Source organism: Cupriavidus sp. 8B (assembly GCF_054589115.1).
In genome coordinates, this window is the sequence record NZ_BAAILO010000108.1 from 1 (window position 1) to 22,935 (window position 22,935).

The 22,935-nt window shown below is 60.4% G+C and carries 22 protein-coding genes and 3 pseudogenes; 15 read left to right on the forward strand and 10 right to left on the reverse strand.

From position 1 onward, the window contains the following. Nucleotides 1-268: 268 nt before the first annotated feature. Nucleotides 269-598, reverse strand: a complete 330-nt coding sequence (hfq, locus tag ACYP5B_RS12215) for an RNA chaperone Hfq (protein ID WP_400095373.1) — start codon at nucleotides 596-598, stop codon at nucleotides 269-271. 60 nt (nucleotides 599-658) lie between these two features. Next, the gene (locus tag ACYP5B_RS12220; protein ID WP_400095371.1) at nucleotides 659-967 is read right to left on the reverse strand and encodes an acylphosphatase; all 309 of its coding nucleotides are present in this window, start codon (nucleotides 965-967) and stop codon (nucleotides 659-661) included. Between the two features lie 388 nt (nucleotides 968-1,355). Between ACYP5B_RS12220 and ACYP5B_RS12225 the strand changes: the two genes are divergently transcribed. Both ACYP5B_RS12225 and ACYP5B_RS12230 read left to right on the forward strand, forming a co-directional pair. Beyond that, nucleotides 1,356-1,727, forward strand: a complete 372-nt coding sequence (locus tag ACYP5B_RS12225) for a PHA-granule associated protein 4 (RefSeq protein WP_400095369.1) — start codon at nucleotides 1,356-1,358, stop codon at nucleotides 1,725-1,727. 273 nt (nucleotides 1,728-2,000) lie between these two features. Further along, a complete protein-coding gene (locus ACYP5B_RS12230; RefSeq protein WP_400095367.1) occupies nucleotides 2,001-2,429 on the forward strand; it encodes a GNAT family N-acetyltransferase in 429 nt (142 codons plus the stop codon). A gap of 200 nt (nucleotides 2,430-2,629) precedes the next feature. Here ACYP5B_RS12230 and ACYP5B_RS12235 read toward each other — a convergent pair whose 3' ends face one another. Together ACYP5B_RS12235 and ACYP5B_RS12240 are read right to left on the reverse strand one after the other, a co-directional pair. Beyond that, nucleotides 2,630-3,226, reverse strand: a complete 597-nt coding sequence (locus ACYP5B_RS12235; protein ID WP_400095365.1) for a short chain dehydrogenase — start codon at nucleotides 3,224-3,226, stop codon at nucleotides 2,630-2,632. Between the two features lie 291 nt (nucleotides 3,227-3,517). Then, nucleotides 3,518-3,883, reverse strand: coding sequence for a tetratricopeptide repeat protein (locus tag ACYP5B_RS12240; protein ID WP_400095363.1), 366 nt, complete (start codon nucleotides 3,881-3,883; stop codon nucleotides 3,518-3,520). Nucleotides 3,884-4,126: 243 nt separating this feature from the next. On the opposite strand from ACYP5B_RS12240, the gene ACYP5B_RS12245 reads away from it, so the two are divergent. Next, nucleotides 4,127-4,570 carry a GNAT family N-acetyltransferase gene (locus ACYP5B_RS12245; protein ID WP_400095361.1) on the forward strand — a complete coding sequence of 148 codons (444 nt, stop codon included), beginning with the start codon at nucleotides 4,127-4,129 and terminating at the stop codon, nucleotides 4,568-4,570. A 32-nt stretch (nucleotides 4,571-4,602) separates the two neighbouring features. Here the strand turns inward: ACYP5B_RS12245 and ACYP5B_RS12250 are convergent, their stop codons facing one another. Continuing rightward, nucleotides 4,603-4,947, reverse strand: a complete 345-nt coding sequence (locus ACYP5B_RS12250; RefSeq protein ID WP_459569787.1) for a hypothetical protein — start codon at nucleotides 4,945-4,947, stop codon at nucleotides 4,603-4,605. A gap of 1,359 nt (nucleotides 4,948-6,306) precedes the next feature. Between ACYP5B_RS12250 and ACYP5B_RS12255 the strand changes: the two genes are divergently transcribed. Further along, nucleotides 6,307-6,669, forward strand: a complete 363-nt coding sequence (locus tag ACYP5B_RS12255; protein ID WP_400103504.1) for a hypothetical protein — start codon at nucleotides 6,307-6,309, stop codon at nucleotides 6,667-6,669. Between the two features lie 616 nt (nucleotides 6,670-7,285). On the opposite strand, the gene ACYP5B_RS12260 is transcribed toward ACYP5B_RS12255, so the two are convergent. Further along, nucleotides 7,286-7,984, reverse strand: coding sequence for a hypothetical protein (locus ACYP5B_RS12260; protein WP_459569788.1), 699 nt, complete (start codon nucleotides 7,982-7,984; stop codon nucleotides 7,286-7,288). A gap of 286 nt (nucleotides 7,985-8,270) precedes the next feature. Here ACYP5B_RS12260 and ACYP5B_RS12265 point away from each other — a divergent pair, with 286 nt between their 5' ends. The 4 genes from ACYP5B_RS12265 (at nucleotide 8,271) to ACYP5B_RS12280 (ending at nucleotide 10,400) form a co-directional block, all read left to right on the forward strand. Continuing rightward, nucleotides 8,271-8,591, forward strand: coding sequence for a hypothetical protein (locus tag ACYP5B_RS12265; RefSeq protein ID WP_400103508.1), 321 nt, complete (start codon nucleotides 8,271-8,273; stop codon nucleotides 8,589-8,591). Between the two features lie 90 nt (nucleotides 8,592-8,681). Next, nucleotides 8,682-8,948, forward strand: coding sequence for a PepSY domain-containing protein (locus ACYP5B_RS12270; protein ID WP_459569789.1), 267 nt, complete (start codon nucleotides 8,682-8,684; stop codon nucleotides 8,946-8,948). 21 nt (nucleotides 8,949-8,969) lie between these two features. Beyond that, nucleotides 8,970-9,521 (forward strand): cytochrome b/b6 domain-containing protein, encoded by a 552-nt coding sequence (locus tag ACYP5B_RS12275; RefSeq protein ID WP_459569790.1) that lies wholly within the window; start codon nucleotides 8,970-8,972, stop codon nucleotides 9,519-9,521. A 435-nt stretch (nucleotides 9,522-9,956) separates the two neighbouring features. After that, the gene (locus tag ACYP5B_RS12280) at nucleotides 9,957-10,400 is read left to right on the forward strand and encodes a GNAT family N-acetyltransferase (protein ID WP_400102345.1); all 444 of its coding nucleotides are present in this window, start codon (nucleotides 9,957-9,959) and stop codon (nucleotides 10,398-10,400) included. A 53-nt stretch (nucleotides 10,401-10,453) separates the two neighbouring features. Here the strand turns inward: ACYP5B_RS12280 and ACYP5B_RS12285 are convergent. Together ACYP5B_RS12285 and ACYP5B_RS12290 are read right to left on the reverse strand one after the other, a co-directional pair. Then, a pseudogene (locus tag ACYP5B_RS12285) lies at nucleotides 10,454-10,766 on the reverse strand (H-NS histone family protein). A 388-nt stretch (nucleotides 10,767-11,154) separates the two neighbouring features. Next, complete coding sequence (locus ACYP5B_RS12290) at nucleotides 11,155-11,775, reverse strand: TetR/AcrR family transcriptional regulator (protein WP_459569791.1); 621 nt, start codon at nucleotides 11,773-11,775, stop codon at nucleotides 11,155-11,157. A 165-nt stretch (nucleotides 11,776-11,940) separates the two neighbouring features. On the opposite strand from ACYP5B_RS12290, the gene ACYP5B_RS12295 reads away from it, so the two are divergent. The 6 genes and pseudogenes from ACYP5B_RS12295 to ACYP5B_RS12320 form a co-directional block, all read left to right on the forward strand. Continuing rightward, nucleotides 11,941-12,657 (forward strand): Crp/Fnr family transcriptional regulator, encoded by a 717-nt coding sequence (locus tag ACYP5B_RS12295; RefSeq protein ID WP_459569792.1) that lies wholly within the window; start codon nucleotides 11,941-11,943, stop codon nucleotides 12,655-12,657. Between the two features lie 107 nt (nucleotides 12,658-12,764). Further along, nucleotides 12,765-14,336 (forward strand): cellulase family glycosylhydrolase, encoded by a 1,572-nt coding sequence (locus ACYP5B_RS12300; protein WP_459569793.1) that lies wholly within the window; start codon nucleotides 12,765-12,767, stop codon nucleotides 14,334-14,336. A gap of 243 nt (nucleotides 14,337-14,579) precedes the next feature. After that, entirely contained in the window at nucleotides 14,580-15,758 is a 1,179-nt protein-coding gene (locus ACYP5B_RS12305; RefSeq protein ID WP_459569794.1) for a porin, read from the forward strand. 174 nt (nucleotides 15,759-15,932) lie between these two features. After that, the gene (locus ACYP5B_RS12310) at nucleotides 15,933-17,021 is read left to right on the forward strand and encodes a formylglycine-generating enzyme family protein (protein WP_459569795.1); all 1,089 of its coding nucleotides are present in this window, start codon (nucleotides 15,933-15,935) and stop codon (nucleotides 17,019-17,021) included. 44 nt (nucleotides 17,022-17,065) lie between these two features. Then, nucleotides 17,066-18,481 carry a glycoside hydrolase family 1 protein gene (locus ACYP5B_RS12315; RefSeq protein WP_459569796.1) on the forward strand — a complete coding sequence of 472 codons (1,416 nt, stop codon included), beginning with the start codon at nucleotides 17,066-17,068 and terminating at the stop codon, nucleotides 18,479-18,481. Between the two features lie 41 nt (nucleotides 18,482-18,522). After that, a pseudogene (locus ACYP5B_RS12320) lies at nucleotides 18,523-19,083 on the forward strand (sulfatase-like hydrolase/transferase); the annotation flags it as partial. A 243-nt stretch (nucleotides 19,084-19,326) separates the two neighbouring features. Here ACYP5B_RS12320 and ACYP5B_RS12325 read toward each other — a convergent pair. After that, nucleotides 19,327-19,515 (reverse strand): annotated as a pseudogene (locus ACYP5B_RS12325) (alpha/beta fold hydrolase); the annotation flags it as partial. Between the two features lie 637 nt (nucleotides 19,516-20,152). Here ACYP5B_RS12325 and glnA point away from each other — a divergent pair. Beyond that, a complete protein-coding gene (gene glnA / locus ACYP5B_RS12330) occupies nucleotides 20,153-21,628 on the forward strand; it encodes a type I glutamate--ammonia ligase (RefSeq protein WP_459569797.1) in 1,476 nt (491 codons plus the stop codon). A gap of 227 nt (nucleotides 21,629-21,855) precedes the next feature. Here glnA and ACYP5B_RS12335 read toward each other — a convergent pair. Next, on the reverse strand, nucleotides 21,856-22,935 hold a 1,080-nt coding region (locus tag ACYP5B_RS12335; RefSeq protein ID WP_459569798.1), incomplete at its 5' end, for an MFS transporter.

Below are 22,935 nucleotides of genomic sequence, written 5' to 3' on the forward strand. Positions count from 1 at the left end.
AAGTCCTCTCGGCGGTCGACGCCTGCTTCCAGTACTGGAAGAGATCAAACGAAGTGCTGCGAAGACTATGCTGCATTACTTAAGACGCTGTGTTTAGAAGCGCTAAAACACCGCCCACTCACGCTATTCTGCATCAGCAGCTAGAAGCATAAAAACCCCGCCCACAAGAGACACCCCCGCGTCAGCGGGCACCTCGCGCTCCACTGCGGGGACGGGGCGCGTTCATACCATCCTTTCTTTACGAGCGGCTGTAAAGTGCACAGGAGAGCTACTCGTTTCCGCTATCGCCCCCCGTGACACGGCGCTTTCGCGTGACTACAACAGCTTCCTTCGACTCACTGCCGACGTTCGTGCGCCCTTCGGGACGAACGCCTGAACCCGACGGACGCGTACTAGTCGCTACTTGAATGGTCGATATCGCTCGCTTGTAGACAATCTGCATGCCACCGGGCCCGCTGAGCATCACCACGAACTGGTCGAATGACGCGATTGAACCGGTCAGCTTGATTCCGTTGACCAGGTACACCTCGACACGCTTCCGCTCTTTGCGCGCTGTGTTCAAGAAATCGTTCTGCGAATTAGTGGGGATAGACTGCATTGTTTAGCGCAGATTGAGGGCAGCAGCCGTCATTGCTTTAGTGAACGACGCCTGCCACCGTTACAAGGTGGACAAAAGCTCGAAACAGTTGAACCGTGGAAACGGAGGCTCTACCTCTGTCACCTGAATGTCAGCCACGAGCGCGGCCGCATAGCCATCGCTCATCCAATCGTACATCTCTGCGAGCACCGCTGGTGAGCCCTGCAACATTGCCTCGACCGACTCGTCCATGCGGTTCCGAACCCAGCCCGTGATTCCCAAGGCCCGCGCCCGCTGGATGCACGCTTCGCGGTAGCCGATGCCCTGCACTCGGCCGCTCACCCGCACTAACCACGTCTCTAGCGTGCCGCCCTCATTGATTGATTTCACGCTCGCCCTCCAGTTGCACCCGATGCACAACAATGGCCAGACCCTCGTAGCGCCCTATTTCCTCCGCCGGCGAGGTAGGACTCCAGTATGACCTCAGGCTGCTGAACACAGGCCAAGCGGGAATGTCCTCCATGTCACAAAGCGGTAACGCGAGCATGGAAGCCGGGGAGCCCAAGCGCGCTTCGTGAGAGCAAGTCACGCCGCATCCTGGTGGAAAGTGTGAAGCCGAGCTGACTTTCCATGAGGGCCGATTGCTGGTGGGACAGTATTTTCTGGATTGCAGCGCGAAGTAGCAGGATTACTTCCATCGCGCGCAGCTTCCGGTTGCGCCGACCTACAGTTCTCGATATATTTTATGGGACCCCGACTCCACCGACTAGGTACGCCCATGACCGTCTATGTCGCACACAATCGGACCAATGCGGTTGAACGCATCAATTCTCGGATGGAGGGTACGGTAGACCTCGACTATGAGAGCGCCTGGGAGGATGCCTTCGAGCTTGGAAGGCTAGGGCAGCAATATGGCGTCGCCGTGCAGTTCCGCACCATCGAGCATGTCGCTGTGCGCTCTCCGGAAGCCCTTGTTCGTGGATTACGAGCACCGAAGCTCACATTCAGGCAGCGGCACCTATATTGCATGTTCGATTTGACCGCGCTGCCGGAGGCCTGCCTGTGCGAACTGGAGGCACGCGCCATTCAGCATGGTGACTACATTCTGGCTGGGCACCTGCTGAAAGAATCTACGCTCTCCTGGGAGTGACCAGAAAGCCCTGCTGAGCCCGCCACCAATATGCTGCGCAAGCGCCAGCCGCCTCATCACTCCTCAGGTGGCCTTGGTCCAGCATCACGAGGTTTTTCGCGCTCGCATGCATTGCAAGATAGGCGCCCCGGCCACATGCAATGCGGCACGCTCGGCACGCCTATTCGTTCTCCTGCGGGGGATAATCGGTTCTACCTACGAACAATCCCTACGCGCTAAAGCGCGAGGACAAACGTAGGATACGGGGACAAGCTTGGCATGAAGGAGTGCCTCATGCGCCCCCGCTACGCGACTGAAAATGATTTCCCCGAGGTGGAGGCGCTCCTGCGTGCTTGCGCACTACCCATCGAGGGCGTGCGCGCACATATCGAACGGTACATTGTGGCGCGGGACAACGCAGGCCTTCTTGGATGTGCCGGTATCGAGCAATATGGTGCGGTCGGTCTCCTGCGAGGGCTAGCCGTTGCGCAACGCGCGCGGTCTGCTGGCCTCGGAGAGCTTCTGATTTCCACCATCGTCGCTGATGTCCGGCAACGCGGTGTCGAGTCGATTGTATTGCAAACCACGTCCGCTTCTGCCTACTTCGCGCGCCTCGGGTTCGCGCCAATCACCGCGTCAGAAGTGCCTCGAGCCTTGCCCCCATTGAAGGAATTTCCGCTAGGCAATGCGGCTGAAGGTACCGTGATGCAAATTGCCTTATAGAGACCTGTGGTGTCGATGCAGGCACGTTTTAGGCCAGCTTCCCGGCATCGGCTGCGAATTGCTTGACCCGATCTCCTAATCTGAGGGTCCCGCGGTGTGAGGCAAGCCGAGCAGTGATGGTGGTCCATCCAAGTCGACACACACGCGAGAATCTTCCTTGATTGTGAAGCACCTGCAAATCAGCCGCACATCGATGCGATTCAGTGGGTGACCGACACCACCTGCCCGGAAATGTCTTCCAAGATACATTTTCTGTAGACCTGTGCGACCACCGCCGCCCGAACACCCTTGGTGGGGTCGCGTCCTATCGCCTCGAGCGTCTCCCATACCCATCCCGGGCTGACGACATTCACGCGAATCTTGCCCTGCAATTCAAGGGCCGCTGCCCGAGCGAACGCCTCGATGCCGGCGTTCACGATGCTCACTGCAGCGCTACCGAGCGTCGGATGCTGCGCGAGCACGCCGCTGGTGAGTGTGATCGAGCCGCCCTGGGTAATGTATGGGACCCCATACCGGACAAGATTGGCCTGCCCCATCAGTTTATTGGCAAGGCTGAATGCAAAATCATCGTCGGTCAGGGCATCCAAGGGGGCGAATTTCGCAGTGCCGCCTACGCAGACCACCGCGTCAACCGTACCCACTTGTTTGTACATCGCCAGAATCGACTGCTTGTCGGAGATGTCCGCCGAGACCGCCGAACCGTTACGACTGGCCCCTATCAGGTCATGCTCTGACGACAGCAAACCCACAATTTCTTTCCCAAGGAGCCCTGTGGCTCCAACGACCAGTATGCGCATACGTCCTCCTGATGACAGATCATGAGGGTAGCCAATGGCTCACAGCACCCAACTCGTTGTCAAGACGAAATAGCCTGTAGCAGAGCATGAACTTACCGCAACTGCGCGGGGGCAGTTAGTGGTTGAGCACCGAGCGGCAAGGAATGGCCACACTCTCGCAAGCGGTCGCCCTGCCATTTCCGCAACCTGCGCATTTGCGGTAGCTATTAAGCATAGGACACTCCTCGAAACGGAGGGTGCAAAGGTGTAGCCGTTTTCCCGCGCCGGCCGGCAGATTGTTCCCACGCACGACTATGTCTTTCCCGCTTCTGATTCGCCGCCAGCAGCGTCTGATTGCCGGTCCAAACGTCGAAGACGAACGGTCATTTCCTTCTCAACTTGTTTGTCGCCGTGGTCTCTTGCGACCTCGATTCCCTTCTGAAACGCAAGACGCGCCTTCACATCCTCGCCAAGCTCCACATAGAGAACACCGAGTGCACGCCAAGCGCCCGAATAGTGCGGGTCTAACTCTGTAGCTTTGACCAGATGGGGAACCGCCGCGGCCAAGTCTCCTTGTTGCTGGTACGCCAATGCAAGCGTGACTCTAAGCAGTGCGGAGTCCTGGCCAGCTGCGAGTCTTCGCTCCAGTGGCCCTATCGAGAACTTTGGCGTGGTCATGCCCCCCCCTTTCCGTCTACGCCCGTCAAACCGACGCTTGAGTGTACCTCTCGCTGCGGTCTCACAATCGCTTACAAGCCGATTGCGTGTTCGGTGATAGGCTCACCACCATGACAGCCGATGGTGGTGCATGACCATCGCGCTGCTAAGTGAAGAAGAAGACAAACATATGCCTTCAGTATCACTAGAGCGTGCCGCAGGCTTCTCTTAGCCTAAGGAAGCGCAAGTTGGAGTCACTTCATCATGTTGACCGACGTTCAACTACGTTCGGCCTCTCATTCCGATTGGGAGCAAGTCGTTGCACTGCTTGAGCGCTGCAGGCTACCTGCCGCGGATGTTGTCGAAATTATCGAGAACTTCCACGTCGCGCTGTGCGACGGCCACATCGTTGGCTGCGCAGCGGCAGAACACCATGGAGAGTCCATCCTCATCCGCTCGGTAGCAGTTGAACCTGAATACCGCGAAAGGGGCATCGCCAGCCGATTGGTTGAGGCCCTCTTGATGCGGGCCCGCGGCAGGGAGGCGCGAGACGCCTATCTCCTGTCTACTGTGGCCCCAGCCTATTTCGCGCGCTGGGGATTCTCCCTTACCCCTGCTGAAGAAGCACCGCCGGAAGTCAAGGCATCATCTGCGTTTCAACGTGCTATTCAAACGTCCGCGCTCTGCATGCGGTGCGAGTTATGCTAGCCCAGAGAAAGCCGATTGACGGCCACGTTACCTCACGATGGCGGCGTGCATGTATCTGCGGCCTCGTCAACTTCCAGCACCGCCTTGTTACAGGTCGTAACCCCTGTATGAATCCACGAATACACTCCCGCCCATTGGCAGCCTAAAGTGCCAATAGAAGCTGGGAGCATCATCATGCGAAAAGCCGTGGCGATTTGCGCCTTGGCTGCGTGCGCTTTTGCATCCATCGAATTGCGACCACGAAAAGCCAGGAGAAATCGGGAATGAAGCACCGCGCAATCGGTAGGGCCATTGTCGGCACGCTGTTCTGCGCCGTCTCGTCGGCCTTTGCCGCAGCGAATGTCGATATTGGCGTTGGCGTTCCTGGCGTCGCACATGCGGAACCCACCCCGGTCTATGTCGCGCCCCGCCCTGTCTATGTCGTTGTTCCAAGCTCACGATACTCACCCTATAGGGGTGAAAGCGAACAACGGGAAGAATACTGGCGTGAACGGAGGTGGCGCGAACAGGAAGAGCATAGCGACCAAGGCCATCGCGGCCGTGAGGAACACAGCCAACACGGACACGGAAACTGACACTGTTCACCAGACCGAAAAAAAGCCCGCGAGGCATTAGCCATGCGGGCATAAATGGTAATCTTCTAATTTCTTTAATGACGAACTTGTGCCGGAGATGAATTTGTTGCACTTCTTGTGAATCGAGTTTATTTCAGCCTTTGTGCTCTGGTTCAACACGACAGCCGTCAAAAACGATGCCCTGTGACAGCCAGGAAAAGACGCCAAAGCTGATTCAAACTTGAGACAGCAGCTTGAGTATTGTTCCCTTCTGCCATAGGAAATGCCGAGCGCTCCGGCTTGGGCGACTCCAGCACCTGCGTTCCGATGAGACATCCCTCACGCAGTTCGGGCTGTTCCTGGCCTTTTGGCGTTGAATGCAAGTGCTTGCGCTTGTGCTCGAGCGGCCTGCGCCGCCTCTCCCCCTTGGGCGGCGCGCTATTGGCGTTCGCTCCGGCATCGAATCCGAGCACTTCTACTTCTATTTGAAGCCTCAATCTCGATTCATATCGGAGGCAAACGCCGCAATCCATTCTGAGTGGACTAATGGCCTCCTCCATTGTGGCCCCCGCCATTTCCGCCGCGAACCATACCTCGACCGCCACCGTGGCCCATACCTGGACCGTTGGCAGGGCTGATAGCCGGACCACCGCCGATGGCCATACCCGGACCGCCGGCATGGACCATACCCTGGCCGCCACCAGCGCCCATAGCCGGGCCATTTCCTCTGACCATACCCGGACCGCCACCGTGGCGCATACCTGGACCGTTGCCAGGGCTTATAGTCGGACCACCGCCGAGGGCCATACCCGGACCGCCGACATGGACCATACCCTGGCCGCCACCAGGGCTCGTAGCCTGACCACTGACAGGTACCGTGCCCCGACCGCCAGCGTGGGCCACACCCTGGCTGCTGCCAGGACCCACAGCCTGACCACTGCCAGGGACCATACCCGGACCGCCGCCATGGGCCATACCCTGGCCGCTACCAGCGCCCATAGTCGGGACATTTCCAGGGACCGTACCCGGACCGCCGCCATGGGCCATACCCTGGCCGCTACCAGTGCCCATAGTCGGGACATTTCCAGGGACCGCACCCGGACCGCCGCCATGGGCCATACCCTGGCCGCTACCAGCGCCCATAGCCGGGACATTTCCAGGGACCGTACCCGGACCGCCGCCATGGCCCATACCCTGACCGCTACCAGCGCCCATACCGGGACCGCCGCCCGGGCTCATACCCGGACCGGCGCCATGGCCCATACCTTGACCACGGTCATGGAATCCGTGATGAAATCGGTGGTGCCGGCCGTGATGGAAGCTCCCGACGAAAATGGCGCTAAACACTGGAAACCCGCCATAGTAATATCCAGAATAATCTGGGTATCCATAATAGGGGTATTCGTAGTACGAGTATCCATAGTACGGGTGATCGTAATAGGGGTACCCATAATAAGGATAGGTATCGCTGGGAGTCCTGGAATAGCCTTCGGCGGTGTAGGTATCGTCGTAGTAGGCCGCAGTTGGAACTTCGCTGCATCCTGATAGAAAAAACAACGCCGAAGCAGCCATCGCGGCAGCGCGAATCGTGCTCATGGCTTACCCCCTGCCACGTCAAGTGAATCACGTCGCAAATGTTGCTGATGCTGTACACATCAAATTGGCTCCAACAGGCAGCCCTGTGACCAGCATCTCAACTCAGCCCCCCTTGGTACTGCGCCCACGCTATATAAAGCATGCCGTCAGAAGGGCGCAAAACTTGGACTCGTGGTGGATGCTCCCCTGGCAATCCGGCTTTTCTCATCCAGGTCCATTTGGGCCGAGCGTCTGAATTGTTTAGCCACTTTCGGTCAACTTTGGATGGAACAGCCCTTTAATTAAGTTTAGGCGCCACAGTGCATCTATGCGCTCCTTTGCGAGATTGCGACGACGCACATCTACGACCATGACGGCCCGCGAAAAGCTGGATATTATGAAATGAAAGACCTGCAATCATCGGAGCACTCGGCAGCGCTCGGCTCACTGTGACGTCTACGGCTCAAGCGCACGTGAACGTCGACATTGGCATAGGCGTCCCCGGTGTAATCTATGCTGAACCTGCGCTTCGCCTGTATATGCTGTGGGCGATCGCTGGCACCCACGGCACCACGCAGTCATCGGGTTAGTCTGACCTGCCGGGGCGGGTCGCGCTCGGGTGAGAGCTGAGACCGCAAGCTTGCGGTTGCCGCGTCGGCATGCTTGCTGCAGCAGCGACTTGCTCGACCACCAATGCAGAATTCTGCTGTGTTGATTCGTCCATCTCAGGCACAGCTGTGTGCGCCTCTAAACCGCACACCAAATCCTGGTTGCGAACGGGGATAAGACTCCGGAACGACTCCTCGATTTGCCCCGCCATCGACGGCGTGGCAATCTCCTGCAGTATCCCAAGGAATTCTCCGAACACCGCCTCGACGGAAGCTGGGTCCGTTGCTTCGATGAGCTGCCTCCTGACGGGGTGGTCCGTTGTACCGAACGTTCGGACCATTGCGTCCATCAGATACATCCTGGCCGCGGCAAGTGACCGCCTTTGGAGGGCCGCTTCGGACTTTGCGGATACAGGCGGCACTTCCGCAAACGACTGAACAGCAGGCTCGTCATCGGCTTCGCTGACTGTTCGGATGAAGCCCACATGCAGCAATTGGAACACTGCGCTCGCGTCTAGTCCGAGTTCCCCGGCACAGGCGAGAATCTCCTTCGAGCTGGTCCGGCCATCTACCATAATGAGGAGCGCGCGGCGGCGACCATCGAGTGCCCCCGACCGTGCTGCCACTTCCTGCCGACCTCTATCTGTTTTTTCCAACAGCCCAAAAAGACTTTCCATCACGCGCCCTCATTGCAGGTGGCGGCAAACCTAAGACCTCCAGGTTACATACGTGTGACAACCTGATGCACATACGCCGTGGCCTGTCGTCCATTGCCGTACCAGGCGACACACTTCCGGCACCTACTCCCCGCGGACAGATTTGGATACAAAATCGTGGGATGACCCCGTCAACGAGCATTCCGCTCCCCTCGTTTCTATTGACAACTGCCTCCGACTTTTCATGCCAGACCTTCCTATAGGGCAGTCCATTCAGGTAGGCAGTATTCACAGAGGATATGTAACCATGAGAAAGATTTTGTCGCTGGCCATCCTGGCGGCGGTCGCCGCCGTTGCATCTGCCGGCGCGCAGGCTCATGTGAATGTTGGTGTCGGCATCGGCGTCCCGCTACCCTTCGTCGCTGCGCCCGTGTACGCCCCCGCTCCTGTTTACGCTCCGCCACCAGTGGTCGTGGAGTCGCAACCTGTAGTGGTTGCGCCAGGATACTACGACGACTGGCGCGAGCGTGCGTGGCGGGAACGCCAATGGCGTGAGCAACGCTGGAGAGAGCATGAATGGAGAGAACGCCACCGCGAATGGCATCGCTGGCACGATGACGACGACTGAACTCTGGGTGATACTGCCAAACCTCTATTGTGAATTGCTATCGACTCCAATATGCTTGGCTGCCACAGACTACTGAACTGGAGAGCCACTATGCTGCGGATTCCCTTGCTCGTACTCGCGGGCGTGTTCTCCACCGGCGCACTCGCCGGTGCTAAATGCGTCGCACATCCCAAAGCCGAATGGATGAAAGAAGCCGATGCCAAAGCGAAGATTGAGGCGCAGGGCTACAACATCAAAAAATTCAAAGTGGATGGCAACTGCTACGAAATCTATGGCACCACAAAGGAAGGCAAAAAGGCCGAGATTTACTACGACACCAAGACGCTGGATGTCGTGAAATCGGAGATCGGGAAATAGCGTTAGCCGATTGAGCTCAACATGGTGACAAGCACCGCGTCGGTACGCGTCTGGGATATTTTGGTTCGCCTGACCCATTGGAGCGTGGCGGCGCTTGTGTTGTGGAACCTGTTCGAGGACTCCGGCGGACCGCTGCATCGAGCCGTCGGATATGTTGCGGCGGGCCTCGTCCTGTTTCGCATTCTCTGGGGCTTCATCGGCACCGAGCCTGCACGGTTTTCTACTTGGGTCCCCACGCCCTCCAGCGTCATCTCGGACCTCAAAGGAACGATTGCCCGCCGGCCACCACGGCATCTAAGTCATACACCGCTCGGGGCGCTGATGATGCTCACAATGTGGACGCTCATCCTTGCGCTCGCGGTGACGGGGTGGATATCGAGGCTAGATAGGTTCTGGGGCGAGGACTGGCCGAAGGACGTTCATGGGCTATTGGCAGACACATTGATGGTGCTGATAGTCATACACGTCATTGCCGCCATCGCCATGAGCATGGTTCACAAAGAGAATCTCATCGTCGCCATGCTGACTGGTAGGAAACGACAGGCTAGGGACCATGAGGACCCCGCTATGTAGGCTTGCGAACAACCTGCGTATGCTCGCAACACCTACTCTCGCACAGCCGGTGCCCGCCAACAACCGCGGACCGCAATGAAGGCTCGCGCGGCAGTCAAAGAGCTCGTGGAGGTAGTACTCAAGCCATTGCTACCTCTGGCCGTTCCTGCCTCGTTGGGCAATCAGTCCCAGGTACACCAAAGCACCCAGCCTGGAACTGGGGAACCAAGTACGGACACAGCCCTCCAATGCGAGAGATTATCAATCCGCGCACCAGGTCGAATAAAACTGAGGCGCCTCTGCGAGGGTGGACCTCCACTCTAATCGCAACCGCGATTTCCGGCTAATGACACACCGAACCTGGAGAAAGGCTACGTGTGGCATGTCCCCCTCAAACTAGAGACAGAGAGAGCACCACTGGCCAACGCCCGAACTAATATTTGTTTCAGTCACCCAATGCTTGCCGACATCTGCTTACGCACCGCATCAAACTCGGATTGCCCACAAATAATGGCATTGCTTGAACGATGCCACCTGACGGCAGTAAATATCGTCTCAATCATCGGAAGCTTCTTCGTCGCGTTACGTGGCAGCCGCATCATCGGTTGCGCAGCGGCAGAACCTCACGGCGAGTCTATCCTCATCCGCTCGGTCGGCGTAGACCCACTCTTTCGCAACCAGGGCATTGCCAGCCGTTTGGTCGAGGTCCTTCTGATGCAGGCACGCGGCGCGGAAACTCGCAACGTATTTCTCTTTTCCAAGCGAGCTCCCGCATTCTTTGCTCGGTGGGGATTCTTGCTCTTCCCTAGCGACAAGGTGCCAACTGCGGTCCAGGCGACCCCGGAGTTTCAGCTAGCCAAGGCGTCTGCGGCGCTATGCATGCGATGTGAACTCCGATAGCGGGACAGCACCCCAGTTCTCGAAGAACAGGGGCCTGTCACTCCACGCTATGCCTACTCGGCAATGAGAAATTTGTCGCGATTCTTGCCGAGCCAGGCCGGTGCACGGCCACGGCCGGTCCAAGTAGCACCGGTTTTCGGGTCTTGATACTTCGGTGGCAGGGATACCTTTTCCTTCGCCGGAGCCTTAGCCTTGCCGGCAGCCGCCGGGCGGCCACGGCGACGTTTGGGAGTCAGGTCATCAACCGTCAACTCATATCAGCGATTGTATCTTCTCGATGACACCAGCGACTTCGGTTTGACGAACTTCGGTGAGCTGAGCCTCCAGCTTCTCCCTTTCTGCCAGCAATTGTTTGTAGGTAGCCATACTGTCTCCTTGGGGTGGATATTAGCGCCATCGTACCTGAGCTCGTCAAATATCGCGACTGTCGGTAGGTATCCTACTGGAATAATCTATCCGAATAGAAACCATGGCGGCATAGGTGCGTGCGATAGCAATCCACTGAGGCGACTCGAGATTTCGATGAAGCTGCATCTGATGAAAAACTGAGCCGATCTAGCCGTGCTTCACAATTATGGCTGGCCTCCCGAATCTGAAAGACGTCTTGACCCTCGCGCGACTGCAGGCAATGGCCGACACGAGGACCACGCGGTCCCGGAAGCGGGCAAGGACGTCCCGCTCGCGCGGCAGCCAGGCCAACTGGCGATCTCCGACGCGGCAATTCGGAACGGTCGAAACGGGCGGGCGCGGGCCGCTATCGGAAGAGGAACGCCACCACCGCGTCGCAATGGGCCTCAACGGCCTTTGCCTGCATGGCATTGATCCCATGCACGTACTTCATCTCCGCCGTGAGGAGGTATGGCACCTGCGAGACGGCCGTGATCATGTAGAGCAACATCACCGGATTGACTTCCTCGAGTCCCGGAATGTTTGCCTTGACATGCTTGATCAACTGGATCGTCCGGTTGTGGCGTGGGCGAATGAACTCCTGCGCCATCCATTGCAGGCGCTCAGAGTCGCGGTTGGCCTCTTGCATGATCAGACGTGCGTGTTCAGGGTGCCGCGCGCAGTATCGGATGTAGCCGCGAATGTAGTCCTTCACGGCATCCAGTGAAAATCCCTCCGATCCAGGCTCCGGCTGCGCAAGCTCTTCACTGAAACGATCGAACAAGTAAGCCACGCTTTCACGCCACAGGCTCTCCTTGCTCCCGAAGTAATAGCGAACCATGGCATGGTTGACACCGGCCCTGTCCGCAATATCCCGCAGGCTCACCGCGTCGAACCCGTACGTCGAGAACTGTTCGAGCGCGATGCCCAGTATCTCGGCTCGCGTTTGCTCGCTTCTTTTCTGTTGTGCCTGCCTGGCGGTGTGCATCCTGGTATTCCTTTTGAGTCTCGCGCGCCCCGCAGCCCGCTCACGGTCCGCTTCTTCCCTGATGGGCTCTCGGGGATTGTACTGATGCAAGGATCCGGTGTCGTCCTTGACGCCCGGAAATCACGTCTGATAAATTATCCATGTGGATAGTTATGGTTGTGGCCTATGCAGAAAGTTCACGCGCCCCGGGCAGCGTCGATCCCATACAGTGAGCGGCTTCATGCCAGTCACTGGTTCGTCACCTTGCCCGAAACCATGCGCGAGCAAATGCTAGCCGCGGCGGGACTGCTGTCGATGCAGCCTGGAGAGACCCTGTTCCGGCGCGGAGATCCGCCCTGCGGCCTCTATTTCCTGCTCGACGGTGCGCTCACTGCCGGTTCGACCGACGCCAGGGGCAAGGAGAGCCTGCTGACGGTGATCGAGCCGACGACGTGGTTTGGCGAGATATCCCTCTTCGATGGCCTTCCGTGCACGCACGATGTCGTGGCGGTGGGCCACGCATTGCTGCTGCACATGCCGCAGGCCGCGCTGCTGCGCCTGCTCGACGCGGAGCCGCGCTGCTGGCGGCATTTCGCCTTGCTGATGGCCCAGAAGGTCCGCGTCGTGTTCCGAAGCACCGAGGCGTTCAGTCTATTGAGCGCGTCTCAGCGGCTGGCGGCGCGCCTGCTGTGGATCGCGGAAGGCTATGGCGGCATGAGCGTGGGCCTGACCCGCATCGGGCTGACGCAGGAACGCCTGGCATCCATGCTTGCGCTGTCGCGGCAAACCACCAACCAGATCCTCAAGGACCTCGAAAGCCAGGGCATCGTGCAACTGCTGTGTGGCGAGCTGCGAATCCTGGACACGGAGCGGCTGCGACTGGCCGGCAACGGGCACTGCTGACGCCGCGCGGCATCGGAATGACCGGGATGTCGTGCAGCTGACAGACAAGGGCCGATGGCAGTGCGAGCATGTGCCGACAACAACAGCAGTAAAGACCGGAGACACCGATGCCCCCAAACGCGATGCGACAGCCAGGGAGAATCCTGCTGGCCACCTTGCTGCTGACTGCCTGCGCTCGGCCGGACATCGCCGCAGTACAGGCGCCGCGATCTGGCGTCGTGGAAACAGGCGCGGCTTCCCGGATCAGCCACGTGGGACGCTGGCTCGTGGACGCCAAGGGGCGGGTCAGAATCGTTCACGGGGTAAACGTGGTCGTCAAGCATCCGCCTTACGCGCCTGCCGCAATGGGTTTTGGCACAAAGGAGATGGACGGCCTTGCGCGTGAGGGTTTCAACGGCGTGCGGCTTGGCGTGGTACATGCCGCGCTCGAACCGCAGCCCGGCGTCAGTGACGACGGCTACCTGGCTTCGCTGCAGGCCACGCAGCAGCGGCTCGCCGCGCGCGGTGTCTTCACCCTGATCGACATGCACCAGGACGGCTATTCCCGCCAATACGCCGACCCGCGGCGCCTGCTGCAAATGGCGGAAGGCGACACCGGTGCGGCGGAGGTCAACAACGGCTTCGCCGGCTGGATGTCACCGGACCATGGCCTGCCGAACGAGAATCCCGGGCACCCCTATTACTACATGACCTCGCAGGCCATCAACCGCGCGTTCGACGACCTCTACGCCAACGCGCAAGGGCCAGCGGGCAGCGGACTGGCGGATCAGTTCGCCACCACCTGGCGCCGCGTGGCGCAGGCGTTCGCCGGCAAGCCCGGCGTGCTTGGCTACGAGCTCCTGAACGAGCCCTGGCCGGGCACGGGCTGGCCCACGTGCGCCAGCGTGCAAGGTTGCCCCGGTTTCGATCGGGATGTCATGACGCCATTCCACCAGAGGCTGCTACGGTCCATCCGGCAGGTGGATACCGACACGCTTGTCTTCCAGGAACCGAATCCCTTGTTCAACGTTGGCGTGTCGACCCACGTGGACAAGCTGGATGGCCGGTCCGGTTTCGCCTTCCACAACTACGCGTACAAGAGCGACCGGCTATTCCAGGCGCTCGGCGCGCGGCCCGGCCATTCCGCTCTGGCGGCTGCCGTGGCGCCATTGATCCGGGGCACGCCCGCGGAGCGGGAAGCGCGCGTCTTTGCGAACGCCGAGGCGCACACGCGCGCTACCGGCGATGCGCTGCTGATGACCGAGTTCGGTGGCATCGATGCGCCGGATGGCAACCTGCAGACGGTGGGCCGCATGGTGGCCGCCGCCGATGACGCCATGATGCCCTGGTTCTACTGGCGCTACCCCGTACCGGCTGATTCCTCCAGGGCGTCGTGGGAGGACCTGCTCGACGTCCTGGTGCGCCCTTATCCGCAGGCCGTCGCCGGCACGCCGCAATCCTGGCGATTCGACAGGTCGAACCGGGTATTCACGCTGGGCTATGCCACGCAACCCGTCGGCGCCGCCCTGCAGCCCGGCGCACTGACGCAGGTCTTCGTGCCCGAGCGCCACTATCCGCACGGCTATCGGGTCGAGGTGTCCGGCGCGATTGTCCGCTCGGCACCAAACGCGCGGCACTTGCGTCTGGCGGCAGAAGACGGGGCCAGCGAGGTCACGGTCCGGATCTTACCGTTGCCATAGCCGGAGTCGCCGGCGAGGAGGATCTCGCGGGAAGGATGCCGCCGCCCGGCGGCCTTGTCGCCCTCTTGAACCGCCTGTTTCCTCTGCGGGGTTGTCGAGGCAATGTCCATGCCTTCGCGGCAGGGAACGGCTCGTCCATCTAAAGAGTTCGAACGTCGGCAAAGCCTGTCACCCCAAGCCTCCAGGAGGAGAGCGAGGCGAAGCCAATCGTGCGCACAACAACAATAAGACAGGAGGAGAAACATGCAAAAGAAGAAGTACCTTGCCGGCGCTGTCGCGCTTGCGTCAACCGTTGGTCTTGCCCACGCACAATCGGGCGTTACGCTTTACGGCGTGGTCGATGTGCCGATCGCGTATGCCAACCACCAGGCTACGGGAGCGCCGAGCATCAACCCGGTCACCGGCGTCGTGACAAGGAAATCCGGCGGAAACCGGTTTTCCCTCGAAACGAATGGCGGATTGTCGGGGTCGCGATGGGGCCTGCGCGGCGAGGAAGACCTGGGCGGCGGCCTGCGAGCGCTCTTCGTTCTCGAAAGCGGCTTTGGTGCGGACACCGGACAGTCCCTGCAGGGTGGCCGCCTGTTCGGCAGGAAGGCGTACGTTGGCCTGCAGAGCGACCGTCTTGGTCAACTGACGTTCGGCCGACAGGACACGACCATGTTCAACCTGCTGGGCAACTTCTCGCCGACCAAGTACGCCCTGCTGTTCGAGCCGATCGTGGCGCTGCTGGGCCCGACCTATGGCCAGGACAATGTCGTCAGGTACAGCGGTGTCTACGGACCGTTGACGGCCATGGCCCACTACAGCTTCGGGGCCGGGCTTCCGCTGCTCGGGACGACGCCTCTTGCAGGACAGGGGACCGGCGAAACGCCGGGTCACGCCAGGGACAACACATCCTACGGCGTCGGCTTCTCGTACCTGAACAACACCTTTGGCGTGGCGGCCACCTACGATCAATGGAATCCGGCCGTAACGCCGGGAAGCACGGGAACTGTAAAAAAGGCGGCGCTTGCCGCCACCTACTACCTTGGCCGCGCAAAACTTGTGGCCGGCTATCGCTGGGGGCAGAACAAGGATCCCGGCGGCGGTACGCTGCTGCGCGACGACTACTGGTGGGCAGGCGTCAATTACCAAGCGACCTCTGCGCTGTCGCTGAGCCTCGTGTACTACTACGACAACCTCAAGGTATCGAGAACCAACGCGTCGCAACCCGCCCCCAATCCGCCGAATCCCTGGCAGGTTAACTTTGTCGCCGACTATGCCTTCTCCAAACGCACGGATGTCTACATGACGCTGGCGTATGTGAAGAATGCCGCCCTGAACTTCGACTCGGCGGCAATCAGTTATGCCAATGGCGCCTTTCTCACGCCGGGAAGTAACGACCAGATCGGTGCGGCAGTCGGCGTTCGCCACAAATTCTAGGGATCCAACTCCATGAAGCACAAAAAGCGAGGCGGAACACCAAGGGACGTTCCCTTGCCTGCAGCTTTGCACGCGGGATCCGGCCGGGCTGGCCGCCTTCGTACGGCGGGATGGATCGCCGGCGCAATCGCCGTGCCAATGGCCATCGGCATGACTGCCGGCGCGGTGAGCGGCATGCAAACCGCAACAGATACATCAATAGGCGCGAAGCCTGCTCCGCAGGTCATCATCGGTGATGGTGTCAATGGACCACGGGACATGGCATGGATCCCTGGCGGCGAGTTCCTGATGGGCAGCGACCATCCTGTCGCCCAGGCCAACGAGCGTCCGGCGCACAAGACGCGCGTGCATGGATTCTGGATGGACCGGCATCACGTGACCAATGCCGAGTTTCGCGCGTTCGTCGCGGCGACCGGCTATGTCACCACGGCGGAAAGAAAGCCTGACTGGGAAACGATCAAGGTGCAGGTCCCGCCGGGCACGCCGCGTCCGCCCGACAGCGCGCTGTTTCCGGGCGGCATGGTCTTTGTCGGCACGGACCACCCGGTGTCCTTGCAGGACTACTCCCGCTGGTGGCGTTTTGTGCCGCGCGCCGACTGGCGCCATCCGAATGGCTCCGGCAGCTCCATCGAAGGCAAGGCCAGCCATCCCGTTGTGCAAGTCTCCTATGAGGACGCGCAAGCCTATGCCAAATGGTCCGGCAAACGGCTGCCGACCGAGGCCGAATGGGAGTTCGCGTCACGTGGCGGCCTGGAACAGGCGACTTACTCCTGGGGCGATCAGTTCGCCCCAGGTGGCAGGCAGATGGCCAACGTCTGGCAGGGCCAGCAGTCCCAACCCTTCCCGGTGGTCAGCCCCAAGAGGGGCGGAGCACCCGGCACAAGCGCAGCCGGAACATTTCCCGCCAACGGCTTTGGGCTCTCCGACATGACCGGGAACGCCTGGCAATGGGTGCCAGATTGGTATCGCGCGGACCAGTTCAGGCGTGCCGCCAGCACTGACCGGGAGCAAGTCGACCCACAAGGCCCGGCCGACAGTTGGGATCCCTCGGAACCCGGCATTCCCGAGCAAGCGCCAAGGCGGGTGATCCGTGGAGGCTCCTTTCTCTGCAACCAGGACTATTGCTTGAGCTACCGCCCAAGTGCCAGGCGTGGGGCTGATCCGTATACAAGCATGTCGCACCTGGGTTTCCGGCTGGTGATGGATCAGGACCCCTGGCAGGCAAGGCAGACGCGAGCGAACGCGCCAACGACTGGCGGCTAAGCCGAGCGCCTGCCCGGTAACCACCGAACACGAAGGAGACAACGATGCACCCCGAACAACTCAAGCCCTCATCGCCGAAGCGTCGCGCCCTCCTCCAGGGCATTGCCACCACGATTGGCCTTGCCGGTCTCCCCGCATTGGGTCGCGCGGAGGACGAATGCTTCGCCAGCGATTTCGTATGGGGCGTTGCCGCCTCCGCGGCGCAAACGGAAAGCCGAACCGGTCGCGGCCGCAGCAACTGGGATGAGTTCGCCGACAGAACCGGCACAATCGCAGACGGCTCCACCAACGCACGTTGCACCGGCTTCGAGCAGAACTTTGCGAGCGATATCGCAATGCTGGCGGCAGCGGGTGTCAAGGCTTTCCGCTTCTCGATCGGCTGGCCGCGCGTCCAGCCCAACGGGCCCGGCGCGGCAATCGCGGCTGGGTTGTCAACTTACGAGCGCATCATCGATGCCATGATGGAACACGGCATCGAACCGTTCCCGACAATCTTTCATTGGGATATTCCTGTCTGGGCGGGAGACTTCAGAAGCCGCGATCTCGCGTTTCGCCTGGCCGACTACGCGGACATCGTCACGCGCAAGCTCGGCGATCGCGTGAAGAACTGGATCGTCCTGAACGAGCCCAACAGCCTGGCCATCCGCGGATATGGCGTCGGTGTCCATGCACCTGGCTTGCGCTCTGCGGAGGCGATGTTCGCCGCCATGCACCATCAGAACCTGGCGCAAGGGCTGGCGTTCCAGGCCATGCGCGCCAGTTCGCGCAAGGGCACGCGGATTGGCACCACCATCAATCTGCAGCCCGTTCGCGCGGAGGGCAACCGTCCGGAGAACGAGCCGGCGGCGCGCATGGCCGACATCCTTTGGAACCGGGCGTTTCTTGATCCGTTGTACGGCAAGGGCTACCCCGCCGCGATCCTGCCGATGCTGGCGCCCGTCATCAAGCCGGGCGATATGGATATCGTGAGCGCGAGGCCGGATTTCCTTGGCATGAACTATTACTCGCGCATCTATGTGAAATCGGCACAGGGCGCGCCACTCGGCATCGATCAGGGAAACGCTCCGCCCAACCTCCCACACACCGCCTATTTTCCGGTTGAGCCGGATGGCATGACCGAGATGCTGTTGCGGCTGCATAGCGAGTACGGTGCTCCGGAGATCTACATCACCGAAACCGGCTTCGCGCTGAATGACCCGTCGCCTCGCGCAGGGATGGTTGACGATACGCAGCGCGTCAAGCATCTGGCCAGCTATCTTCGCGCCGCGCTCGACGCGCATCGGCGCGGTGTAAGCCTGAAAGGCCTGTTCTATTGGTCGGCCACGGACAACTGGGAATGGGGCCAGGGATTCACGAAGAAGTTCGGACTGATCCATGTCGACATGGAGACCCAGGTCCGCACGCCCAAGCGCAGCCTTGCCTATTACGCAGCATGTATCAAGCGCAACGCGGCCGCATGACCGCAATGAGTGAGAGGGATGGGATGAAGTGCTTCCGGACAATGACATATCGGCGCGGCACCGTGTTCCATGCCGTTCGTGCCGCGCTACAGGGGCTTGCTTTGCTCCTGGTTCTGCAGGTTGGCACGGTGCATGCCGAACCGCACCAACGCCAGGGGCCGAACATCCTCTGGATCACGATCGAGGATATAACGACCTTTCTCAGTGGATACGGGAATCGCGATGTCAGGACGCCCAATATCGACCGGCTGGCGGCGGAGGGCGTGCGTTATGCCCATGCCTACCAGGTGTCCGGCGTATGCGCACCGTCACGCTCGGCGCTAATCACCGGCATGTATCCCACCTCCGTTGGGACGTTTCATCATCGCACCGGTCCGGGGGAGCTCTCGATTTCTCGCGTCACTGCCAGTGAAAAGCCGAAGGGGGTTCCAGAGAAATACGCCGTCGTGCTACCGCCGCAGGTGAAAGCGTTTCCTGAGTATCTCCGGAAGGCGGGCTATTACACCTCCAACAATCAGAAAACAGACTACCAGTTCGAGGCGCCCGTCACGGTCTGGGACGAGAACGGTCCCGCGGCTTCCTATCGGCATCGCCCGAAGGACAAGCCGTTCTTCGCGGTCTTCAATTTCTTCCTGACGCACGAATCGATGGTGACGTTCCGGAAAGACGCCTTGCTCGAGGCGCCATCCAGCATATCCGTACCGCCAATCTATCCGGACGCGCCAGCGGTTCGGAACGATATGGCGCGAATGTATACCAATATCGTACTGATGGATCGTCAGGTTGGCGAACCGCTGCCGCGGCCAGCACAGAAACAACTTTCTCCATGGGAGACTCCTCAGGTCTTAGCGCAGCGGCTGGAACGCCGCCCGAAGCTCTTCGGCAAAGAGCTGCGGCTGTTCCCAGGCAGCGAAGTGGCCGCCCTTGTCCGCTTCGTGGAAGTAGATCAGATTCCGATAGGCACGCCGGGTCCAGGTTTCAGGTGGGCGATAGACGTCTTCTGGAAATACCGTCACCGCCACGGGCAGCGAAATCATTCCCTCCGCTTCGGGGATGGCAACGCCGGCTAAGCGCGGGCGTACCGTCGGCGCGCTGCTGGGTGGTCTCTCCTCTGGCGTGCTGCTCGCGCGCACGTTGAGCGGTCTCGTCGGTGCCTACTTCGGCTGGCCCACGGCGGGCGCTCCAATCGGCCTCCGTGCGCCTTCCGCTCGAGGAGTGCGGGGAGACCCGCCGCGCGGCTCCGGTAGGCCAGATTCTCGAACTCCGCGTCCCGTACTGGTCCCGTCAGAATGCCCGAGAGCAGAAACCCGCGCTACGTAATGCCCCTCTCTTCCCATCGCCATGGAAGCGCTGAATGACCGCTGTACTTCGGAAGCTGACGCCGGAGCCGTACTGGGGCGAACGACGGCGGCGGGTCGGGAAGAGCCGTCCGCCGCCGTGCCAGTCAATGGCGGCTCATCGGCCCGTCTGGCCGTTTGAGCCACTACTGTCACACGACCGGGTTGGCCCCGGTGGATATCGCGCCAGCCGTGGTAGCGCCATAAAGTTGCGCTCGCGACACTTGCGGCCAGTGCGCTAAGCCGATGCAAGGCGCGCCGGGTGGCGCGCTTTTCTTTCTGGTCCGGACGGACTAAGGTTGGACTATGCTGCGACCAGACAAGGGAGGCAGCCATGTCGATGGTCTCAATGGAGCCGGGAAGTTATCGCGTCGAGCGGCCGAATGACCCGGGTGAGGTGATCGACCTGATCAGGCAGCAAGATCTCCAGGTGGTCGACCTCAGGTTCACGGATCTGCCTGGTCTGTGGCAACACTTCTCTATTACCCTGCCCGAAGTCAACGACGATCTGTTCACGTCCGGCATCGGCTTCGACGGGTCCTCAATTCGCGGTTTCCAGGAGATTCACGAGTCCGACATGCTGGTGAGGCCGGACCCGGCGACCGCCTTTGTCGACCCGTTCTGCGAAACGCCGACGCTATCGATCATCTGCGACGTGATAGACCCGATTCTGCGGCAGCCTTATTCCCGCGACCCACGTCATATCGCCAGAAAGGCAGAGTTGTACCTGCAGCAGACCGGCCTAGCCACGACTTGCTACTTCGGCCCCGAGCTGGAGTTCTTCATCTTCGACTCCATTCGCTTTGGACAGGACCAGCACTCAGGCTACTACCATGTGGAGTCGGCCGAAGGAGAATGGACCTCAGGTCGCGACGAGGGGGCCTATGGTGGGGGCAACCTCGGCTACAAGCAGCGCTACAAGGAAGGCTACTTTCCCGTTCCGCCACACGACACGCTACAGGACATCCGCTCCGAGATCGTCCTGGCGCTGATGAAGACCGGCGTCCAGGTCGAGGTCCATCACCATGAGGTGGCGACCGCGGGCCAGAACGAGATCGACATGCGCTTTGCGCCGCTGACCCGGATGGCGGACAACGTGATGATGTACAAGTACATCTGCAAGAACGTGGCGCGCCGGCATGGCAAGGTCGCGACGTTCATGCCAAAGCCCCTTTTCGCGGACAACGCAAGCGGCATGCATTGCCACCAGAGCCTGTGGAAGGGCGGCGAGAACCTTTTCTATGACGCGAGCGGCTGGGCGCTGACATCTGAAATGTGCCGCTGGTACATCGGCGGCTTGCTCAGGCATGCTCCGGCCCTGATGGCCTTCTGCGCCCCGAGCACGAATTCCTACAAGCGCCTGGTGCCGGGCTACGAGGCACCTGTCAACCTGGCCATGTCACAGCGCAATCGTTCCGCCGCCGCCAGGATCCCGATGTATTCCGATTCGCCGAGCGCGAGGCGCGTAGAATTCCGCTGTCCCGATCCTTCGGCCAATGCCTACCTTGCTTTTTCGGCAATGCTGCTGGCCGGGCTGGACGGCATTGAAAACCACATCGATCCGGGCGATCCGCTCGACAAGAACATCTATGAGCTTTCCCGTGAGGAGGCCGCAAACATTCGCCAGGTGCCGGGGTCGCTCGAGGAATCCCTGTCGGCGCTGGAAGTCGATTCGGCCTTCCTGCTAAAAGGGGACGTCTTTACAGAAGACGTGATCAAAACCTGGATCGACTACAAGCGCAGGCGCGAGATCGATACGCTGAAGCTGCGGCCGCACCCGTGGGAGTTTTATCTCTATTTCGATATTTGAGGTGTCAGTCTCAGGATGGCTCGACGCCGGGAGTGGACCAGACGGTTGATATTTCGGATACGCATGTTTGTTGTTCCAGGTTGGATGAATACAAGGGACTGAGTCCAGCGCGGTCGTTCCGTCACGCAGAGGCGTGAACGTATAGGCATGCCGTTGCTGGACACATGGGGGTATGCGTCATCCGGCTTGCTGACTGGCGCGCCCATTTGTGCGCGCGGATTTGGCATTCAAACTTCGGCAGCAGGAGTCAGGCCGGCCGACTTCGCACCGGTCTTCTCCAGGTTGCCCATGGCCAGGAACAGGCCAATACCACCCAGAATCATCAGTGTGCCCAAGACGAACAGGCCATTGTCGAGACTGCCTGTCGTGGCCTTAATCCAGCCGATCATGGTGGGACTGAAGAAGCTCCCCAACTGACCCAGGCTGCTAATGACGGCAATCCCCCCCGCGGCGCCAGCGCCAGAGAGGTAGCGTTGCGGAATTGCCCAAAAGATGGGTAGGGCCGAGAAGGAGAACGTCACGGCAATGGCAAGCAATACCAGCGCAGCGGGCAGGCTGTGTGTCCAAAAGGCCAGGACGAACAACGAAATGCCGCCGCAGAACGTACAGGCGAGATAGTGCCAGCGTCGCTCCTGCTTCGCGTCCGAACGTCTGGAAATCACCAGTATTCCGAGCGCCCCGATGCCGTACGGAATCGCGCTGAGATAGCCGACCTCGAAGATCGTCTTCGCACCGGCACCCTTGATCACGGCTGGCAGCCAGAAGCTGATCGCCATCGTTCCGCAGACCAGCGAGAAATAGGCAGCAGCCAGGAGATACACACGCGCATCCCTCAGCACGTCCCTCATGGAATTCGCTGCACCTTCGGTCTTCAGTTTGTCCTCTTCGCTCAGCCTGGTGAGCAAGGTATCGCACTCCTGCGGTGTCAGCCACGCGGCGGTGCGCGGACCGTCATCGATCATCCAGTAGGCCATGATCCCAAGTACTACCGCAGGAATTCCCTCCAGTATGAACATCCATTGCCAGCCTCTGAGACCATAAAGCCCATTGGTATGGTCGATGATCGTTCCAGACACGATTCCCCCCACGACGCCGGCAACGGCAATGCCCACGAACATCCACGAAGTCGCGGTAGCTCGCCGGCTCGACGGGAACCAGTAGGTCAGATAAAGCACGATCCCAGGGAAGAAGCCGGCCTCGAACAGACCCAGCAGGAAACGCATCCCATACAGTTGCCAAGGTTCAACAACGAAAGCCATCCCGGCGGAAACCAGACCCCAGCATGCCATGATCCGCACGAAGGTTCG

Excerpts from the sequence above, each read along its gene's own strand:
- hfq (WP_400095373.1), bottom strand. The coding sequence starts at position 598 with ATGCAGTCTATCCCCACTAATTCGCAGAACGATTTCTTGAACACAGCG.
- ACYP5B_RS12225 (WP_400095369.1), top strand. The coding sequence starts at position 1,356 with ATGACCGTCTATGTCGCACACAATCGGACCAATGCGGTTGAACGCATC.
- ACYP5B_RS12230 (WP_400095367.1), top strand. The coding sequence starts at position 2,001 with ATGCGCCCCCGCTACGCGACTGAAAATGATTTCCCCGAGGTGGAGGCG.
- ACYP5B_RS12235 (WP_400095365.1), bottom strand. The coding sequence starts at position 3,226 with ATGCGCATACTGGTCGTTGGAGCCACAGGGCTCCTTGGGAAAGAAATT.
- ACYP5B_RS12240 (WP_400095363.1), bottom strand. The coding sequence starts at position 3,883 with ATGACCACGCCAAAGTTCTCGATAGGGCCACTGGAGCGAAGACTCGCA.
- ACYP5B_RS12245 (WP_400095361.1), top strand. The coding sequence starts at position 4,127 with ATGTTGACCGACGTTCAACTACGTTCGGCCTCTCATTCCGATTGGGAG.
- ACYP5B_RS12250 (WP_459569787.1), bottom strand. The coding sequence starts at position 4,947 with ATGTGCGACGCCAGGAACGCCAACGCCAATATCGACATTCGCTGCGGC.
- ACYP5B_RS12255 (WP_400103504.1), top strand. The coding sequence starts at position 6,307 with ATGGCCCATACCCTGACCGCTACCAGCGCCCATACCGGGACCGCCGCC.
- ACYP5B_RS12260 (WP_459569788.1), bottom strand. The coding sequence starts at position 7,984 with ATGGAAAGTCTTTTTGGGCTGTTGGAAAAAACAGATAGAGGTCGGCAG.
- ACYP5B_RS12265 (WP_400103508.1), top strand. The coding sequence starts at position 8,271 with ATGAGAAAGATTTTGTCGCTGGCCATCCTGGCGGCGGTCGCCGCCGTT.
- ACYP5B_RS12270 (WP_459569789.1), top strand. The coding sequence starts at position 8,682 with ATGCTGCGGATTCCCTTGCTCGTACTCGCGGGCGTGTTCTCCACCGGC.
- ACYP5B_RS12275 (WP_459569790.1), top strand. The coding sequence starts at position 8,970 with ATGGTGACAAGCACCGCGTCGGTACGCGTCTGGGATATTTTGGTTCGC.
- ACYP5B_RS12280 (WP_400102345.1), top strand. The coding sequence starts at position 9,957 with ATGCTTGCCGACATCTGCTTACGCACCGCATCAAACTCGGATTGCCCA.
- ACYP5B_RS12290 (WP_459569791.1), bottom strand. The coding sequence starts at position 11,775 with ATGCACACCGCCAGGCAGGCACAACAGAAAAGAAGCGAGCAAACGCGA.
- ACYP5B_RS12295 (WP_459569792.1), top strand. The coding sequence starts at position 11,941 with ATGCAGAAAGTTCACGCGCCCCGGGCAGCGTCGATCCCATACAGTGAG.
- ACYP5B_RS12300 (WP_459569793.1), top strand. The coding sequence starts at position 12,765 with ATGCCCCCAAACGCGATGCGACAGCCAGGGAGAATCCTGCTGGCCACC.
- ACYP5B_RS12305 (WP_459569794.1), top strand. The coding sequence starts at position 14,580 with ATGCAAAAGAAGAAGTACCTTGCCGGCGCTGTCGCGCTTGCGTCAACC.
- ACYP5B_RS12310 (WP_459569795.1), top strand. The coding sequence starts at position 15,933 with ATGCAAACCGCAACAGATACATCAATAGGCGCGAAGCCTGCTCCGCAG.
- ACYP5B_RS12315 (WP_459569796.1), top strand. The coding sequence starts at position 17,066 with ATGCACCCCGAACAACTCAAGCCCTCATCGCCGAAGCGTCGCGCCCTC.
- glnA (WP_459569797.1), top strand. The coding sequence starts at position 20,153 with ATGTCGATGGTCTCAATGGAGCCGGGAAGTTATCGCGTCGAGCGGCCG.